Below are 12916 nucleotides of genomic sequence, written 5' to 3'. Positions count from 1 at the left end.
CCCCGCGCGACGGCCTCGCCGGGCGGCACCCGCTCGGCGGCCTCCAGCAGGATCGACTCCCACACCTGTCGCAGGGGCCCGAGCGCGGATGCCGCCAGGATCCGCGGCCGGAGGCCGCCCGTCTCCTCCGCCAGCGCCTCGGCCAGCGCGTGCTCGCGCGCCGCGAACAGCTCGCGGCCGTAGGCGCGCAGGGTCTCGCTGCCGCGATAGATCCGGCCGAAGAGCGCCAGGTCACCGGCCGGCTCGGCACGCAGGAGCCGGCTCAGCGCGACCGGCACCCGCCCGCCCGGCCGGCGCTGCCGCACGATCTCGGCCGGGTCGCCCGCCAGCAGCGGCTCGTGCTCGAAGAAGAGCTGTTCCTTGGCGGGGAAGTGGTTGAACACGGTCTTGGCCGACACGTCGGCCGCGTCGGCGACCTCGTTGACCGTCACCGTGTCGAACCCCCGCAGGGCGAACAGGCGCAGGGCCGCGTCCGCGATGGCACGCCGGGTCTCGGCCTTCTTGCGTTCGCGCCTGGCAGGGGGCTGCTGGGTCGGCATGCGGAGATATTACATCGGCATAATCCTTTCAGCCGCTGAATCTTTACGTCAGGGGGCCTCCAGCCCTCCGTCGGGCCTGCGCACCCGTGCGGCCCACCGCTCGTGCTGGTGGGTGACCGGCGGGTGCTTGGCGGCTTGTTTCTCGTCCAGGTCGATGCCCCAGCCGGGTTGGTCATGGGGGTAGAGGTAGCCCTGGCGCGGGTTGATCGTGCCGGGGAATGTCTCCAGGACCGCGTCGGGATAGACGTGGCCCTCCTGGATCTGGAAGGCCGCCGTGGTCACGTCGAGCGCGAGGTTGGCCGCCGCGCCGACCGGCGAGACGTCCGCGGGCGCGTGCCACGCCGTGCCGACGCCCGTCAGCTCGCACATCGCCACCAGCTTGCGCGCCGGAGTGAGACCGCCGATCGAGGAGATGTGCAGGCGCAGCAGGTCCACGCCGCCCAGCTTGACCACCCTGGCCGCGTCGGTGACGGAGGCGAGCTGCTCGCCCGCCGCGATCGGCATCGGTGCCGCCTGCCGCACCTCAGGAAGGCGATCGTAGAACTCGGGCGCGATGGGATCCTCAAGGAAGAACAGCTGGTACGGCTCCAGCGCCCGGGCCAGCCCGATCGCCTGCTTGGGAGTGAGCCTGGAGTGCACGTCGTGCATGAGGCCCGGCTCTTCCCCGAGCTCCTCTCGGGCTCGTTCGAACAGCTTGGGAGTGTCACGCAGGTAGCGCTGGACGTCCCAGCCGTCCGGGTACGGCTGCCCGGGATAGCCGCCCGGCGTGCCGGGAGCGCCGTAGTGCCCCAGGCCGGGCGCCCCGGTCTGGAGCCGGACGTTGCGGTAGCCCGCGGCCAGGATCGTCCGGGCATGCTCGAGGGTCTCCTCGACGGTGGCCCCGGCCGCGTGCAGGTAGGTGTCGGCCGCGGCGCGGACCCGGCCGCCGAGCAGTTCGTACACCGGCATGCCCGCGCGCTTGCCGGCGATGTCCCACAGCGCCATGTCCACGCCGGACAGCGCGTTGTTCAGCACCGGCCCGTCGCGCCAGTACGACGACAGGTGGATCATTCGGGTGATGTCCTCGATGTCGGCCGGGTGACGGCCCACGAGCATGGGCGCCACGTGCTGCTCGACGGCGGCGGCCACGGCGTGGCAGCGCTGGGTGAAGGTGGCGCAGCCCAGCCCGTACAGGCCGGGCTCGCTGGTCTCGACCTTCACCACGACCAGCGGCGGACCCTCAGGCGCGGTGACGATGGGGCGGATCCGCGTGATGCGGAGCTTGTCGCGGGAGGGCCAGGGCGCCTGGGTCTCTCTCATCGGGCTCGTCATGGCAGCACGTACCTCGCGGTGAATCCGAGCACCCGCTCGGCGGCGCGCAGGTCGAGCGGCACGGTGCGGTCGGGCAGCGGCGCCCGCCGTTCGCTGTCGGGATGGAACACGGCCAGCAGCTCCTCGGTCGGATCGGACATCAGCGTGTTGGGCGCGGCGACGGTGACCACGTGGTGGCCCTCGATCGGGCGCGTGACCGCCAGCCAGGCAGCCCACGCGGCGTCCCGCACGTCCAGGTAGCTCCACAACTCCTTGGCGCCGGCGGCCCGGTCGACGGCCCACTCCTCCGCCGTGTGCTGGAGCTTGTCCTCTGGACCGCCCAGCCGGGGGAAGCGCAGTGCGACGGTGGTCATGCCGTGCCTGCGGCTCATCATCGCCGCCGTGAGCTCGTCGGCCTGCTTGGACAGCCCGTACGGATCCTCGACCCGCAGCGGGATCTGCTCGTCGACGGGCACGTAGGCCGGGTGCAGCACTCTGTCCGCCCAGGCCAGTCCCAGGGCCGACATGCTGCTGGCGATGGCGGCGCGCCCCACGCCCGCCCGGCCGGCCTCCTCCAGCACCACGAACGTGGCCCTGGTGTTGCCGCAGAACACCTCCTCCGGCGTGCCGAGCACGGGCGCCGGGAGCGCGGCGAGGTGGATCACGGCGTCCACGCCGTCCAGCGACCGCCTGACCACATCGGGATCGCCCGCGCTGCCCACCATCATGCGATCGACCGGCAGGCCGCCGGGGTCGCGGAGGTCCAGCCCGGTCACCGCCACCTGATGGCGTGCGAGGAGATCGAGGGTGGCCAGGCCAACGCTTCCTGCCGCCCCCGTCACCAGCACCCGCCGCGGAAAGTCGGTCATGTACTCCCCACATATGCAAATCGATTTGTGATCCGCAGCATGCCGGGCAGGAGGCACCGATGTCAAGGTGGGTATAGCGACTGTAAGTTTTGCATGAAGGAAAATTGCGTAAGCCAGTTGAGATTTTGCAGATCTTCGTCGTCAGTCACCGTTCATCCACTGAACGTTGAGCTTCTTGACAGCCGCATTACAGCGAGATAAGTCTTCACAAAACGTCAAGCGCAATTGGGAAGCAGGCGCCTCCTACCCTCCCTGACGTCCCCCCGGTCAGGAAAGGAACCCCCATGTCTGCGTGGTCGAGGCTGCTCGTCGCGGCGTCGCTGATGCTCACCAGCGCGGCGGCGATGGACATCCCACCCGGTGACTATCAGCAGGTCCAGTTGGCCCTCGGGCCGGCCGAACTGGGCGAGCCCATGTCGCTCGCGGTCCTGCCCGACAGATCGGTGCTGCACACCGCCCGAGACGGCACGGTCCGCCACACCGACGCCTCCGGCGCGACCAAGGTGGCGGGCAAGCTCGATGTCTACACCCACGACGAGGAGGGGCTGCAGGGGATCGCCGTCGATCCCGGCTTCGCCGCGAACCGCTTCGTCTACCTGTACTACTCGCCCAAGCTGAGCACCCCGGCCGGGGACGCCCCCGTGACCGGCACAGAGGCCGACTTCGCGCCCTGGAAGGGCCACCTGAACCTGTCGCGCTTCACCCTCAAGGCCGACGACACCCTCGACCTGGCCGGCGAGAAGGTCGTGCTGGAGGTGCCCAACGACCGTGGCCAGTGTTGCCACGTGGGAGGCGACATCGACTTCGACGCCGCGGGCAATCTCTACCTGACCACCGGCGACGACACCAACCCGTTCGAGTCCAGTGGCTTCTCGCCGCTCGACGAGCGCACCGACCGCAACCCGCAGTTCGACGCGCAGCGCTCCTCGGGCAACACCAACGACCTGCGCGGCAAGCTCCTGCGCATCAAGCCGCAGCCGGACGGGACCTACACCATCCCGGCGGGCAACCTCTTCCCGCCCGGCACGGCCAGGACGCGGCCCGAGATCTACGCCATGGGTTTCCGCAACCCCTTCCGCATGTCAGTCGACAAGGCGACGGGCACGGTATACCTGGGCGACTACGGCCCGGACGCGGGCACCGCCGACCCCAACCGAGGCCCAGGCGGCCAGGTGGAGTTCGACCGCATCACCGCCCCGGGCAACTACGGCTGGCCGTACTGCACCGGCACCAACACCACCGCCGAGACCTACAACGAGTACACCTTCCCCAGCGGCCCCTCCGGAGCCAAGTACGACTGCGCGGGCGGGCCGGCGAACAACTCCCTCCGCAACACCGGGCTCGCCACGCTGCCGGCCGCCAAGCCCAGCTGGATCAGGTACGGCGACGCTGGCTCGCCGCCCGAGTTCGGCGGCGGTTCCGAGTCGCCCATGGGCGGCGACGTCTACCGCTACGACGCGAGCTCGACCTCGTCGGTCAAGTTCCCGCAGTCGCTCGACGGCCGCTACTTCGCCATGGAGTTCGGCCGCCAGTGGATCAAGGCGATCGAGGTCAAGGGCGACGGCACCCCCGGTGTGATCGAGGACTTCCCGTGGGACGGCACGCAGATCATCGACTCGGAGTTCGGCCCCGACGGCGCCCTGTACGTGCTGGACTACGGCACGGGCAGCAGCAATCAGGCGCTCTACCGGATCGAGTACCTCGGCGGCGCCAACCGCAACCCCGTCGCCAGGGCCGCGGCCGACAAGACCTCCGGGAAGGCGCCGCTGACCGTGGCCTTCTCCTCGGCCGGCAGCTCCGACCCCGAGGGCGGCGCGCTCACCTACTCGTGGGACTTCGGCGACGGTGCCACCTCGACGCAGGCGAACCCGCCGCACACCTACAGCGCCAACGGCACCTTCCGGCCGACCCTGACCGTACGTGACCCGCAGGGCCTGACCGGGACTGCCAGCCTGGTGATCACGGTCGGCAACACCGCGCCCACCGTGACGCTGACCACCCCGGCCGACGGACAGCTCTTCTCCTACGGCCAAGCCGTGCCCTTCAAGGTCACCGTCACCGACCCCGAGGACGGGACGGTGGACTGCGCCGGCGTCAAGGTGACGTACCTGCTGGGACACGACAACCACACCCATGCGATCACTTCCAAGAACGGCTGCGAGGGATCGATCACCATCCCGGTCGACGGCGAGCACGACGCGGCGGCCAACCTCTACGGCGTCTTCGACGCCGAGTACACCGACAAGGGCGGGCTGACCGGCCACAGCGTGCGCACGCTGCAGCCGGTGCACCGCCAGGCCGAGCACTTCGGCGCCCAGCAGGGCATCCAGGTCGCCAATCACGGCGGGGCCGAGGGCGGAGCGACGGTCGGCTTCACCGACAACGGCGACTGGATCTCCTTCGAGCCCTACGTGCTGGCCGGAGCCACCAGGCTGACCGCCCGGGTCTCCTCCGGCGGCCCCGGCGGCACGATCGAGGTGCGATCCGGTTCATCGACCGGCACTCTGCTCGGCACGCTCACCGTGTCCAACACCGGAGGCTGGGACACCTACACCGATGTCTCCGCCGCGCTGAGCAACGCCCCCAGCGGCACGACGAAGCTGTTCCTGGTCTTCAAGGGCGTGTCGGGACAGGGCAACCTGTTCGACGTGGACGCCTTCACCTTCACCACCGGATCGGCGCCGAGCACCACCGTCGAGGGCGAGTCCTACACCTCAGGCTCCGGCGTGCAGGTCGCGGCCCACACGCCGGCCAGCGGCGGCCAGACGCTCGGCTTCATCGAGAACGGCGACTGGGCGGGCTACTCGAGCGTCGACACGGGGGGCGCCAAGACCTTCTCCGCCCGCGTCTCCTCGGCCGGAGCGGGCGGCACGATCCAGGTGCGTTCGGGGTCGGCCACCGGCACCCTGCTCGGCTCGGTCTCCGTACCGTCCACCGGTGGGTGGGAGAACTTCCAGAACGTCTCGACCACGCTGACCGGCTCCGCCGGCGGACCGCTCTTCCTGGTCTTCACCGGCGGCAGCGGCTACCTCTTCGACATCGACACCTTAACGATCACCAGGTAGGGGAAGGCGATGCTCCACAAACTCCTGAGCCTCGTGCTCGTGGCGGCGAGCCTGACCGCCGCCTCCGCGGACCCGGCCTACCAGGTGCTGGTCTTCTCCAAGACCGCCGGGTTCCGCCACGACTCGATCCCGGCCGGCATCCAGGCCATCCGCGATCTCGGCGCGGCGAACAACTTCACCGTGACCGACACCGAGGACGGCGGCGCCTTCACCGGCGCCAACCTGGCCGGCTACAAGGCCGTCGTCTTCCTCAACACCACCGGCGACGTGCTCAACGACACCCAGCAAGCGGCCTTCCAGTCCTATGTCGACTCGGGCGGCGGTTACATGGGCGTCCACGCCGCCGCCGACACCGAATACGACTGGCCGTACTACGAGAAGCTGGCCGGTGCCTGGTTCAAGGGCCACCCCGCCATCCAGCAGGCCACCGTGCGCACCGAGGACCGTGCGCATCCCGCGACCGCCCACCTCGGTCCGACCTGGACGCGGACCGACGAGTTGTACAACTACCGCACCAACCCCCGCCCTTCGGTACGCGTGCTGCAGACCCTCGACGAAAGCAGCTACAGCGGCGGCGACATGGGCGACCACCCCATCACGTGGTGCCACCCGCAGGGACAGGGGCGCGCGTTCTACACCGGCCTCGGCCACACCATCGAGTCGTACGCCGATCCCGCCTTCCGTAACGAGCTCCTCGGCGGCATCAGGTACGCGGCCGGGCTCGCCAAGGCGGACTGCCGGCCGGAGACCGGCTACACCACGCTGTACAACGGCTCCACCAGCGGCTGGTCCCAGGCGGGCCCGGGCGGTTTCGCCAACGCCGACGCCACCCTGAGCTCGCAGGGCGGGATGGGCCTGCTGTGGTACAGCGCCAAGGAGCTCGGCTCCTACTCGCTGAAGCTGGACTGGAAGCTGACCGGCGACAGCAACTCCGGGGTCTTCGTCGGCTTCCCGGCCTCCTCCGATCCGCAGTCGGCCATCGACAACGGCTACGAGGTGCAGATCGACGCCACCGACACCCCGGACCGCACGACCGGGGCGATCTACGGCTTCAAGGCCGCCGACCAGGCCGCCCGCGACGCGGCGCTGAACCCGCCCGGCGAGTGGAACACCTACGAGCTGCTGGTGGAGGGCGAGCGCCTGCAGGTCTTCCTCAACGGCGTGAAGATCAACGACTTCACCAACACTGACCCGCGGCGCTCGCTGCGCCAGGGCAACATCGGCATCCAGAACCACAGCGCCTCCGACCAGGCGGCCTTCCGCAACATCCGGATCAAGGAGCTGAGCGGCGGCGGGAACGTCACCGCCGAGGGCGAGTCCTACACCTCCAACTCGGGGGTGCAGGTCGCGACCCACACGCCGGCCAGTGGCGGCAAGACGCTCGGCTACGTCGACAACGGCGACTGGGCGGGCTACTCCCAAGTCAGCACCGCGGGGGCCACACGGTTCAGCGCCCGCATCTCCTCCGGCGGGCCGGGCGGCACGATCCAGGTCCGTTCGGGGTCGGCCACCGGCACCTTGCTCGGCTCGGTCTCCGTACCGTCCACCGGCGGCTGGGAGAATTTTCAGAACGTCTCCACCCCGCTGACCGGCTCCGTGACCGGACCGCTCTTCCTGGTCTTCACCGGCGGCAGCGGCAACCTGTTCGACGTCGACACCCTCACCCTGGAGAGCTCGACCGACGGCGGCACGGCGCTGTCGGACAAGGTGCACGTCTTCTACTACCCCTGGTACGGCTCGCCGCAGGTCAACGGCGGCTGGCGGCACTGGCCGCAGGGCGGGCACACCCCGCCCGACGACATCGGCGCGGACTTCTACCCCGCCTTGGGCGCCTACGACTCCGGCGACTTCGCCGGCACGGTGGCTCAGCACATGAAGTGGATCAAACAGGCGGGTGCCGGGGCGCTGGTGCTCAGCTGGTGGGGCCGTGGCAGCTATGAGGACAACCTCGCCAGAGGGGTCATGGACGCGGCGGCGAAGGAAGGGCTCAAGGTGGCCTGGCACCTGGAGCCGTACTCCGGCCGCACCGCCGCCTCCACTGTGGAGGACATCCGCTACATCAACCAGACCTACGGGTCGCATCCGGCCTTCCGCAACGCCTTCTACGTCTTCGAGAGCCTGCGCATCACCGACTGGTCCGCCCTGAGCCAGGTCAACCAGAGCAACGTCATCCTGGCCCAGACCACCGACACCACGAAGATCGCGAACTTCAACGGCATGTACACCTACGACGCGATCGCCGGCGCCACCGCGCCGGGCTGGCAGCAGGCCGCCGACTACGCACGCCAGCACGGCCTGGTGTGGGCCCCGTCGGTGGGCCCCGGCTACCTCGACGACCGCGCGGTGCCCGGCAACACCACGCCCACCCTCTCCAGGGACAACGGAGCCACGTATGACAAGGAGTGGTCCAACGCCCTGCAGACCAAGCCCACGTGGGTGTCCATCACGTCCTTCAACGAGTGGCACGAGGGCAGCGTGATCGAGCCGGCGGTCGTGCGGTCGGGCTACCAGAGCTACGAAGGAGCCTACGGGCGCACGGGCGCCTCGGCCCAGACCGCCTATCTGGACCGCACCGCATACTGGGTCAACCAGTTCGCGGCAGCCGGCTGACCTCGGACACTGGCCCGTCCGGACCTGGCCAAAGCTGGTAAAAATGCGGGTCCGCCCGGGTGTGGGCGGGCCCGCGCCGGGCATGCACGCGGGCGTTCGTGTCGCGTCCGAGGAGCAGCATGCCCCTGTCCAGACTCATCGCCTCAGCGGCCCTGGTGCTCACCGCGCTGGCCGGCTGCGGCACCATCGCGGTGACAGACAACGCGGGCGTGGCGCCCGCCGGTCCCGCGACGCCGACCGCGTCCAGGCGGCCGTCGTTCCGCCAGCCTCACGAGCTGGTGAGCAGGAACGGCCGGCTGGCCGTGCGGCTGGTCGTGGAGTCGCGGACGGTACGGCTGGCGGGCCAGGACGTGCGGGCGCTGACGTACAACGGCGAGTACATGCCGCCGACGATCCGCCTGCGGCCCGGTGACCGGCTCGACCTGACGCTGGTGAACCGGCTGGGGGAGCACACCAACCTGCACACGCACGGCTGGCACGTCTCCCCGGGCGACAACTCCGACAACATCTACGTGCACATCAAGCCGGGCCAGACCTTCCACTACGCCTACCGGCTGCCGAAGGACCTGGCGCCGGGCACCTACTGGTACCACTCGCACGCCCACCCCCTGTCCGAGGCGCAGGTGTTCGCGGGGCTGTCCGGCGCGATCGTGATCGACGGACTGGACCGGTACCTGCCACCCGGCCTGCGGCACGTCACCGAGCGCCTGATCGCGCTGAAGGACTTCCAGGTGCACGCGGGGGCCATCCCGACGGCGAACATCGACAGCAACGCCCCGACCACCCGGACGGTCAACGGGCTGGTCGACCCGATCATGAACATCCGCCCCGGCGAGACGCAGCTGTGGCGGCTGGCCAACATCGGCGCCGACATCGCCTACAACGTCCAGCTGCAGGGCGTGCGCTTTTACGTGGTGGCGCAGGATGCCAATCCCGTCGACCGGGTCTGGAGCGCCAAGACGTTGTTCATGCCGCCGGGGAGCCGGTTCGACGTGCTCGTGCAGGGGCCGCCGGCCGGCCGCAGCCGCCTGATCACCACGGCCTACAGCACGGGTCCGGCTGGTGACTCCTACCCGGAAGCGACGCTGGCCACCCTGGCGTCCTCGGGAGACCCCACGACTCCCGCGAGACTGCCCGCGAAATTCGCCCCGATCGACGACCTGAGCAGGGATCGCATCGCCCAGCGGCGCGTCATCACCTTCTCCGAGAACGATCAGGGCAACGAGTTCTACATCAACGGCAAGCCGTTCGATCCGAACCGGATCGACGTGCGGGCGAAGCTGAACACCACCGAGGAGTGGCGGGTGCGCAACCTCGCCAACGAGCAGCACACCTTCCACGTGCACGTCAACGACTTCCAGCTGATGAGCGTGAACGGCCGGCCGTACCGCTTCCGCGGCTGGCAGGACACGGTGCAACTACCGAGCCGCGGCGAGGTGGTCATCAGGATGAGGTTCAGGGATTTCACCGGCAAGTACCCGCTCCACTGCCACATCCTCAACCACGAGGACCGCGGCATGATGGCCAACATCGAGGTCCTGCGTTAGCCGGGCAGGAGCAGCCGGAACTCGGTCCGGCCAGGGCGGCTCCGCATGTTCACCGAGCCGCCGTGGGCGGCCATCACGGCCCGCACGATGGCCAGGCCGAGCCCGGCCCCGCCGGTGGCCCGCGACCGGCCGGGGTCCGCGCGGGCGAACCGCTCGAAGATCTCCTCCGAGAGGCCGGGCGGTATGCCGGGACCGTCGTCACTGACGCTGACCTCCACTCCGGCCGGCAGCCGGCGGACGGCCACGGTGACCGTGGTGCCGTCCGGCGTGTGGACGCCGGCGTTGCTCAGCAGGTTGGCGAGCACCTGGTGCAGCCGGAGCGGGTCGCCGGTCACCGTGACCGGGTCCTCCGGCAGTGCCAGCCGCCAGAGGTGGCCGGGGGAGGCGGCCCGCGCGTCGCCCGTGGCCTCGATGGCCAGGCGGGTCAGGTCGACCTCCTCCCTGGCCAGCGGGCGTCCCTCGTCCAGCCGGACCAGCAGGAGCAGCTCGTCGACGAGCTCGCTCATCCGTCCGGACTCGGCGTCGATCCTGTTCAGCGCGTGCCGTACGTCATCTGACATCGGCCCGCGGTCGCGCAGCGCGAGCTCGGCGTGCCCGCGGATCGAGGCGAGGGGCGTGCGCAGCTCGTGGCTCGCGTCGGCGGCGAAGGAGCGCAGCCGCTGCTCGACGGCGTGCCTGCGGGCCAGCGCGGACTCCACGTGGCCCAGCATGCGGTTGAACGCGGCTCCGACCAGGCCCGTCTCGGTTCGCGGGTCGGTGTCGGGCACGCGTTCGCCCAGGGTCACCTCGCCGCTGGCCAAGGGCAGCTCGCTGACCTTGCGGGCGGTCGTGGCGATGCGTTGCAGGGGGCGCAGCGACAGGCGTACCCAGACGGCGCCGGCGACACCGGCGACGGCGAGCGTGCCCGTGAACATCGACAGCTCGAGCAGCTGCAGCCGGGCGACGGCCTCCTCCACCCCGTGCAGCGAGAGCCCGGTGATCAGGACGTCCCCGTCCCGCCCCGGGACGGCGCGGACCCGGTAGTCGTCCAGGGCGGACAGGTCCACGGTCTCCGGAGGGCCGCCGACCGGCAGCGCGGCCAGCGCCTGCTTGTCCTGACTACTGAGCTGCACCGGGAGCGCGGCCTCCCGCGACACGACCGCCGCCTGGGTGACGCGCCCGGCGACCAGCCGCGCGCCGAACGTGTTCCGGGCCTGCCCGCGCGTGTCCTCGCCGTGCTCCAGGCTGGCGGCGAACTCCGCGCCGTAACCGGCGAGCTGCTGGTCGATGCGGCCGAGCAGGAAGCGGTCCATCGCCAGCGACGTGGCGACGCCGAGGACCGCGCACGAGAGCGCCAGCAGCACGAGCAGCCCGGCGATCATGCGGGCCCTGATCGTTCGCGGCAGGAGCTTCACGGTTTGAGCACATATCCGACGCCGCGGACGGTGTGGATCAGCGGCCGGCGGCCCGCGTCGATCTTCTTGCGCAGGTAGCTGATGTAGAGCTCCACCACGTGCGCCTGGCCGCCGAAGTCGTAGGACCAGACGTCGTCGAGGATCTGCGCCTTGGTCAGCACCCTGCGCGGGTTGCACATGAGCAGCCGCAGCAGCTCGAACTCCGTCGGCGTCAGGTCGATCAGCGTGCCGCCCCTGGTCACCTCACGGGACTCCTCGTCCATGGACAGGTCGCCCACGACGAGCCGGTCGCCGTCGCCCGGCCGTGCCATGCCCGCCCGGCGCAGCAGCCCGCGCAGGCGGGCGAGCACCTCTTCCAGGCTGAACGGTTTGGTCACGTAGTCGTCGCCGCCTGCCGTGATGCCCGCGATCCGGTCCTCCACGGCGTCCCGCGCGGTCAGGAACAGCACGCACAGCTCGGGCGTCCGCTCCCTGAGCCGGCGCATCAGCTCCAGCCCGTTGAAGTCGGGCAGCATGATGTCCAGGATCGCCGCGTCCGGGGCGAACCGCTCCGCCTCCCGGATGGCAGCGTCCCCGCTCGCCACCGCACGGACCTGCCAGCCTTCCTGGCACAGCGTCCTCTCCAGCACCTCCAGGAGATCTGGCTCGTCGTCCACGACGAGCACGCGGATCGGCGTGCCATCCGGGCGCGACAGGATGCTCATTTCCACCCCCTGACCAGAAAATACGAGCTTGCTCTGAGAATTCTCTGAAGCGTCGTTCAGAGGAAAAACATAGATTGAGCTGGCACGTTGTAGCTCATGACCACAGCTCACGTTACCGTCCGGGGAACGGGCGTCACGGCGCGCCCGGGCCGCGGCGTCAGGCCGGGGATGCTGCTGGCCGCCGTGGTGGCGGGCGGGATCGCTGTCATCGCCCTGTGGTGGCGTGGCACGCCCGCTGTGGCGGGGCTGGACGGCTGGCTGACCGAGAGCGGCCGCGTCTTGGGCCTGCTGGCCGGGTACGGGCTGGCGGTGCTGCTCGGGCTCATGGCCAGGGTCCCGGCGCTCGAACACGGCGTGGGCAGCGACCGGCTGGCTCGGTGGCACGCCATGGGCGGCCGGTACGTGATCGGGCTCGTCACGGCGCACGTGCTGGCAATCATCTGGGGATACGCCGTGGCCGACCGCGTCGGCGTGGTGGACGAGACGGCCACCATGGTGTTGACCTTCCCCGACATGCTGAAGGCGACCGCGGCCTGCCTGCTGCTGCTCGGGATCGCCCTGGTGTCGGCCCGCGCCGCGCGCCGGAGGTTGCGTTACGAAACGTGGTTCTATCTGCACTTCTACACCTATCTGGCGGCTTGGCTGGCGTTCGGGCACCAGCTCGCGACCGGTGCCCAGTTCACCGGCGACCGCGTGGCCCAGCTCGCCTGGTACGCCCTCTATCTCGGGGTGGCCGTGCTGCTGGTCTGGTACCGCTTCCTGGGCCCGGTCAGGTTGTGGGCGCGGCACCGGCTCCGCGTGGCCGGCGTCACGACCGATGCCCCCGGCGTGGTCTCGGTCCACCTCACCGGGCGCGGGCTGCGGCGGCTGCGGGCCGAGCCCGGCCAGTTCTTCCGCT

At 70.3% G+C, this 12916-nt stretch carries 9 protein-coding genes; 4 read left to right on the top strand and 5 right to left on the bottom strand.

Annotation, left to right across the window (positions count from 1 at the left end):
• The 3 genes from AB0J09_RS38160 to AB0J09_RS38150 form a co-directional block, all read right to left on the bottom strand.
• Positions 1–539, bottom strand: a 539-nt coding sequence (locus tag AB0J09_RS38160; protein WP_360701993.1) for a helix-turn-helix domain-containing protein, incomplete at its 3' end; no start/stop codon positions are given.
• A gap of 48 nt (positions 540–587) precedes the next feature.
• Positions 588–1838, bottom strand: a complete 1251-nt coding sequence (locus AB0J09_RS38155; RefSeq protein ID WP_360701991.1) for an enolase C-terminal domain-like protein — start codon at positions 1836–1838, stop codon at positions 588–590.
• 8 nt (positions 1839–1846) lie between these two features.
• Entirely contained in the window at positions 1847–2698 is an 852-nt protein-coding gene (locus AB0J09_RS38150) for an NAD(P)-dependent oxidoreductase (RefSeq protein WP_360701988.1), read from the bottom strand.
• 284 nt (positions 2699–2982) lie between these two features.
• Between AB0J09_RS38150 and AB0J09_RS38145 the strand changes: the two genes are divergently transcribed.
• From AB0J09_RS38145 to AB0J09_RS38135, 3 genes are all read left to right on the top strand, one after another.
• Positions 2983–5763, top strand: a complete 2781-nt coding sequence (locus AB0J09_RS38145; protein ID WP_360701985.1) for a carbohydrate-binding protein — start codon at positions 2983–2985, stop codon at positions 5761–5763.
• Positions 5764–5772: 9 nt separating this feature from the next.
• On the top strand, positions 5773–8373 hold the full coding sequence (locus tag AB0J09_RS38140) for a ThuA domain-containing protein (protein WP_360701982.1): 2601 nt from the start codon (positions 5773–5775) through the stop codon (positions 8371–8373).
• Positions 8374–8492: 119 nt separating this feature from the next.
• Positions 8493–9920 (top strand): multicopper oxidase family protein, encoded by a 1428-nt coding sequence (locus AB0J09_RS38135; protein ID WP_360701979.1) that lies wholly within the window; start codon positions 8493–8495, stop codon positions 9918–9920.
• On the opposite strand, the gene AB0J09_RS38130 is transcribed toward AB0J09_RS38135, so the two are convergent.
• Positions 9917–11314: an ATP-binding protein gene (locus tag AB0J09_RS38130; RefSeq protein ID WP_360701977.1), complete on the bottom strand. Its 1398-nt coding sequence runs from the start codon at positions 11312–11314 to the stop codon at positions 9917–9919. The two genes, AB0J09_RS38135 and AB0J09_RS38130, sit on opposite strands and share 4 nt — an antisense overlap.
• Complete coding sequence (locus AB0J09_RS38125; RefSeq protein WP_360701974.1) at positions 11311–12018, bottom strand: response regulator transcription factor; 708 nt, start codon at positions 12016–12018, stop codon at positions 11311–11313. The genes AB0J09_RS38130 and AB0J09_RS38125 overlap by 4 nt, the downstream gene beginning before the upstream one ends.
• Before the next feature lie 96 nt (positions 12019–12114).
• Between AB0J09_RS38125 and AB0J09_RS38120 the strand changes: the two genes are divergently transcribed.
• Positions 12115–12916: ferric reductase-like transmembrane domain-containing protein (locus tag AB0J09_RS38120; protein WP_360701971.1), on the top strand; the 802-nt coding region annotated here is incomplete at its 3' end.

Origin of the sequence: Nonomuraea sp. NPDC049784, assembly GCF_040659615.1 — a bacterium.
GTDB lineage: Bacteria > Actinomycetota > Actinomycetes > Streptosporangiales > Streptosporangiaceae > Nonomuraea.
This window is presented reverse-complemented; position numbering and strand designations above follow the sequence as displayed.

Excerpts from the sequence above, each read along its gene's own strand:
- AB0J09_RS38145 (WP_360701985.1), top strand. The coding sequence starts at position 2,983 with ATGTCTGCGTGGTCGAGGCTGCTCGTCGCGGCGTCGCTGATGCTCACC.
- AB0J09_RS38140 (WP_360701982.1), top strand. The coding sequence starts at position 5,773 with ATGCTCCACAAACTCCTGAGCCTCGTGCTCGTGGCGGCGAGCCTGACC.
- AB0J09_RS38125 (WP_360701974.1), bottom strand. The coding sequence starts at position 12,018 with ATGAGCATCCTGTCGCGCCCGGATGGCACGCCGATCCGCGTGCTCGTC.
- AB0J09_RS38155 (WP_360701991.1), bottom strand. The coding sequence starts at position 1,838 with ATGAGAGAGACCCAGGCGCCCTGGCCCTCCCGCGACAAGCTCCGCATC.
- AB0J09_RS38150 (WP_360701988.1), bottom strand. The coding sequence starts at position 2,698 with ATGACCGACTTTCCGCGGCGGGTGCTGGTGACGGGGGCGGCAGGAAGC.
- AB0J09_RS38135 (WP_360701979.1), top strand. The coding sequence starts at position 8,493 with ATGCCCCTGTCCAGACTCATCGCCTCAGCGGCCCTGGTGCTCACCGCG.